At 56.9% G+C, this 4,219-nt stretch carries 5 protein-coding genes and 1 pseudogene; 3 read left to right on the forward strand and 3 right to left on the reverse strand.

Annotated features, from left to right (window positions below; genetic code table 11):
• Nucleotides 1–97: 97 nt before the first annotated feature.
• Nucleotides 98–826: an FCD domain-containing protein gene (locus FY112_RS01230; RefSeq protein ID WP_017956493.1), complete on the reverse strand. Its 729-nt coding sequence runs from the start codon at nt 824–826 to the stop codon at nt 98–100.
• A 210-nt stretch (nt 827–1,036) separates the two neighbouring features.
• Here FY112_RS01230 and FY112_RS01235 point away from each other — a divergent pair, with 210 nt between their 5' ends.
• Both FY112_RS01235 and FY112_RS01240 read left to right on the forward strand, forming a co-directional pair.
• Nucleotides 1,037–1,348 carry a PRC-barrel domain containing protein gene (locus FY112_RS01235; protein WP_131627281.1) on the forward strand — a complete coding sequence of 104 codons (312 nt, stop codon included), beginning with the start codon at nt 1,037–1,039 and terminating at the stop codon, nt 1,346–1,348.
• A gap of 59 nt (nt 1,349–1,407) precedes the next feature.
• On the forward strand, nt 1,408–2,043 hold the full coding sequence (locus FY112_RS01240) for a hypothetical protein (protein ID WP_017956492.1): 636 nt from the start codon (nt 1,408–1,410) through the stop codon (nt 2,041–2,043).
• 63 nt (nt 2,044–2,106) lie between these two features.
• On the opposite strand, the gene FY112_RS01245 is transcribed toward FY112_RS01240, so the two are convergent.
• Nucleotides 2,107–2,586, reverse strand: a complete 480-nt coding sequence (locus tag FY112_RS01245; RefSeq protein ID WP_131643516.1) for a hypothetical protein — start codon at nt 2,584–2,586, stop codon at nt 2,107–2,109.
• A gap of 319 nt (nt 2,587–2,905) precedes the next feature.
• Nucleotides 2,906–3,784 (reverse strand): alpha/beta hydrolase, encoded by an 879-nt coding sequence (locus FY112_RS01250; RefSeq protein ID WP_151517439.1) that lies wholly within the window; start codon nt 3,782–3,784, stop codon nt 2,906–2,908.
• Between the two features lie 213 nt (nt 3,785–3,997).
• Between FY112_RS01250 and FY112_RS01255 the strand changes: the two are divergent.
• Nucleotides 3,998–4,219: pseudogene (locus FY112_RS01255) on the forward strand (isoprenylcysteine carboxylmethyltransferase family protein); the annotation flags it as partial.

Consider the following 4,219-nt stretch of genomic DNA (forward strand, 5'->3'; position numbering starts at 1 on the left):
GGGAGCCGCTGCGCGCCAAGTTGGCAGCAAGCTTCCGGCCGATCATTCCTCCCGCCCCGATAATGAGAATATGCATCGTGTTTCGCCTCCCTGCGAACTACGAGAAGAGTAACTTGGTCGTCGTATAAATACGGGTTTCGTGGATTGCGAAGGCCGCGGCCGCGGCGTCCGGGTCCCGCGTCTCCAAACCGGCGAGGATCATCCGGTGATCGGCGATGCTGGTGGCGATGCTCCCGGGCTGCGATACGACGCGCCTTCGGTGGCTCAGAAGATAGGAATAGAGGTCGGCGGCCATATCAGCCAGCACCGCGTTGCCGCTGGAACGGTAGATAGCGGTGTGAAATTCCCGGTCACATATCAAAAAACGAACAGGATCGTCACAGGCGGCTTCTTGTGCTGCGATCGACTTGCGGAGATAATCAAAAGTTGAAGGCTCCATCTTGAGTGCGGCAGCCCTGACGACCTGTGCTTCGATAAGAAGCCGAGCCTCATGAACATTGTCGAGACTGTAGGCCGCGATGTCGCGATACCGCGCAGCCTGGACGGCCAATTCGCCGACGTCCTCTGATGCCACCACCGTGCGCGTTCCGTGCACAACCGAGAGAATCCCATGCGTGGAAAGGATAAGGATCGCCCCACGGACGGTCTCGCGGCTGACCGACAGTGCGGAGGCGAGTTCACGTTCGCTTGGCAGCGGATCGCCCACCTTGAGAATGCCGGTGGCAATGAAGGTCGCAATCTTCTGGACGACGAAGTCTTTCATCGACTTCTTCGGCGCTCCACCGAGCGCCGCAACGTCGTCTTCGAGCATCGCTCGAACGTCCATTGCTTTTCCCCTCCCCGCGCTCAGGTCTACTGGTCCGGTAAGTGGACCAGTAGACCTGAGCAAAAGAGGATTGTCAACGCATGACGGCGCGCGATCTACCCAACCGCTATTTGGAGCAGTTTTGTGAATGGCAATATCAGCACGCCGAGAAAACCAGCTGATCACAGCGCCGGACGGACTGACCCCTCCTCCACAAAGGAGGAAACGACCATGGAACACACCAACCGCGTACGCTTGACGACTTCAGAACTTACCTCTGCCGTCCTCGAAGGTGCCACCATCTATGGAGCCAACGATTACAAGGTCGGCAAGGTCGATCATATCCATGGCGCGGGCGCCGGCGGCTCCGCGGTCAGCGACGTCGGAGGATTTCTGGGTATCGGCGCGACGCCTGGTTGCAGTCCGGTCTCGGATCTTGAGTTCATGCGCGATGAAGACGGTGACGTTCATGCCGTTACGAGCTGGACCAAGGACGAGCATCGAACAGATGCCCGAGTACCGCGACTGAGCGTAATCACATGATGCCTTCCGACCTGACGTAGTCGTTGACGCTGCAGAGCGGAAGGCCCATCTACTCGTACATGGCAAAACCCAAAACCACCGACGATGCGGAGCTGATCAAGGAGTGGCCCCTATCGACCGCAGCCACGCTCGGATCATCCGTTCGCGCGAAGGGGATTCTGCTGGAAATTCGCGCACGTCTGCCTTTGGCGGTGAGAAAGTCGCTCGAAATCGAGGCGGGTGCTTTGACATTGGCGATGGCTGAAACGGCTAAAAGTGCGTTCCGTGCTGCTTCGTCGGTCGTTTCCAACGCGCTCGAAGACATCGAAAGCCTGCCTGTGATCCCCCGTGAAATCCAGGATATTCTGACAATCTCTACTACCGAAAGACATCGCTGGCTCAGCGACGGGCGCTTGCCCAGTGTAGGAACCCGCACGGTGAAGCTGCGTGGGCGGGCGAGGAAAATTACCTTCCACGTATTCGACCCGCGCGTGGTGGAGGACATCCTCGACCGAGACCTGGTGACAGTCTGGCGCGAAGAGGATGCTGAAGCGACGGCCGAGAAACGACGACGGGCAGCCTTGAAAGCGAAGTTGACGCGTTCGCTGAAGACCAAGGCCAAGAACCCTTCGAAACCTGATGCCGACCACGACGATGCGTCACATTCGAAACCTCTCGGCTGGGAGGAGTTCAGTCGCGATGGGTTGCTCCGCTGAGGCGGCGAAACCTCTGCAACGCAGTCTTCGATCCCTTCCTGTCTAACGGTGTCGATCCACTGATCACTTCTGGCAAAGCTTGGCCACGTTCTTCTCCAGACTTCGCCGGAGGGCGCCAGAGATTTCAGTCTCAAGTCCTTTGACGATGTCGCCGAACCGGCCATCGCTCTTCACGATCTCGATGGAGGTCTCGGTCATCTTGCAGGTCGTAAGGTCGACCTTCAGCCGAACCTCAGCGGTCGCTGAAAACCCTCCTTCTACAAGCGCTTCGTCCGAGGTCTTGCAAGCAAGCGTGCCGCGGGCGCTCGCCTCCGCGGTGTTGCCATTGACCGACAATTGCAGATTTTCGATCTTCACGGAATCCAGCTTGTCGACGCCTATCTCCACACTGATACCGAAGCTCGATACCTTGGTCTTCAACGACCTGCATGGCTGTGCATCTCCGATGGCCCTCTCCAGGGCATTCGGTGCCTGTGCGTTGGCGAAGGAGTATAGCTGGAGGAGAGAGACTGCTGCCGCTAGCAGGCCTAGACAATTCCGCATCGCTCTCCCATCTCCCTGGATTTCATGCAGGCGCCTCTGAATGATAGGGCGGGATTGGTCTGCGGGAAAGGTAATGACGGTTACCCGATCATGACCGTCGCACAATGAACTTAGACGTCAACTATTGTTTTGCGACCGATGGAAACTACGTCGTTTGCAGTACGAGCTCGTGGCCGCGGCAAATGGCGAGCCACATCCCTCGCATTCCGATCCACCTGCCCTGAAAGATCCTGTGTCGTCTTTCGAGCCGCTCGTCGATCTTCCCGCGACTTGTTTCGGAAACTGTAAGCACAGGAGACCGCAGCTCCGCGGATCGCTCTTAGAACACTGATCTGTTCGAAAGAAAGTGATGATCTTTTAGACCGCTATTGGCTTCATGAGCGGCGACTGTGTTCAGGAACCGGTCGAGCATCGAGTTGAAGCTCTCCGGCATTTCCCAGAAGGGCGCGTGGCCAGCTCCTTCCATTACATGCGCTTTGCCTTCGAAGAGTAACTGGATGTTCAGGCCCGAAAAATAGCTGAGTTTGACAAAGGGGTCATGAAATCCATTCACAAAAGCAATGGGTATATCAGCCTGTTCGACGGTGCGACGCTGATCCACCCCCTCCCCGCGCAACATTGCGCGAGAAAAAACGCTCCTTAGTCTCCCGTCTGCGCGCGCTATAGCATCACGAAAGGAGGGGTTGCTCGTGTCTCCAAAGCAAAGAGACTGAAACCGCTCCACGTCACGCGATGTAAAGTTCTCTTTTGATGCCAGAAGAATATCAAACGACGGATGGAATCCCCGCAGCATTCCGAGGAGACCGCTGGGGACCGGTGGCGTGCCGCACAACATCAGGCCCGAAATGCCGTTGCCGCTGCCCGCCATTTCAATCGCGACGTGACCGCCAAGCGACCATCCCAGCACGGGAAAGCGATGAAGCCCCAGGCGGGCTGCCACCTCTCTTATGCAGTCGGCAAGACCGGTGACGGTATAAGTTGACTGCGGATCTCGAGCGTCGCTCGATTCGCCGTGTCCCGGAAGATCGAGCGCAATCAGACGCCAATTCCGGGACAAATGGCTGTGTAGTTGCCGTGAAAAGACCGTCCGTGAGCTGCCGGAACCGTGTATCATAACCAGTGGTGCAGCGCCATCGATAGTGTCACTGATGCGCACAGCGCCGTGGCTGGTGTCGATTGTACAGTGAAATACGTCCATAAGCTGCGACCCCTAAAGCGCAGCCAAAGACTTGCACGAAAATATCTACGGCAGGTGCATGATCATCGTAAACCAGATCTAAACCAGGTCGTGCAACCATGACTCGATTCAGTGCGGTTGCGAATCATACATCAATCATTTGCCTAGGCGTTGTATACGGGTTAGGTCTGTCGCAGCAGCAATTGTAACCAACCTTTCAAGCCGGGCATCGAGATGCAATTTCTTCTGGACTTCATTATTTCGATCACCAGCCTGACTATCGTCGGGTCCTACGCGTGGTCGTTGCGAGGCCACTTCAACTCGCCGAAGATGGAAGCCGGAGCAAAGCTGATCACTGTCGGCGTCATCGCGACGACGGCGTTTTTCCTGTACCTGGTTTGGTCCGGGACGCAGATGCTATGGGTACAGGGAGTAGGACTGGGATTTGAAATCGGG

Origin of the sequence: Rhizobium sp. PEPV16, from assembly GCF_008919455.1 — a bacterium.
Classification (GTDB): Bacteria; Pseudomonadota; Alphaproteobacteria; order Rhizobiales; family Rhizobiaceae; genus Rhizobium; species Rhizobium leguminosarum_Q.

What these genes read in the sequence shown, in the direction of transcription:
- FY112_RS01235 (WP_131627281.1), top strand. Translation starts at nt 1,037, where the DNA reads ATGGAACACACCAACCGCGTACGCTTGACGACTTCAGAACTTACCTCT.
- FY112_RS01230 (WP_017956493.1), bottom strand. Translation starts at nt 826, where the DNA reads ATGGACGTTCGAGCGATGCTCGAAGACGACGTTGCGGCGCTCGGTGGA.
- FY112_RS01240 (WP_017956492.1), top strand. Translation starts at nt 1,408, where the DNA reads ATGGCAAAACCCAAAACCACCGACGATGCGGAGCTGATCAAGGAGTGG.
- FY112_RS01245 (WP_131643516.1), bottom strand. Translation starts at nt 2,586, where the DNA reads ATGCGGAATTGTCTAGGCCTGCTAGCGGCAGCAGTCTCTCTCCTCCAG.
- FY112_RS01250 (WP_151517439.1), bottom strand. Translation starts at nt 3,784, where the DNA reads ATGGACGTATTTCACTGTACAATCGACACCAGCCACGGCGCTGTGCGC.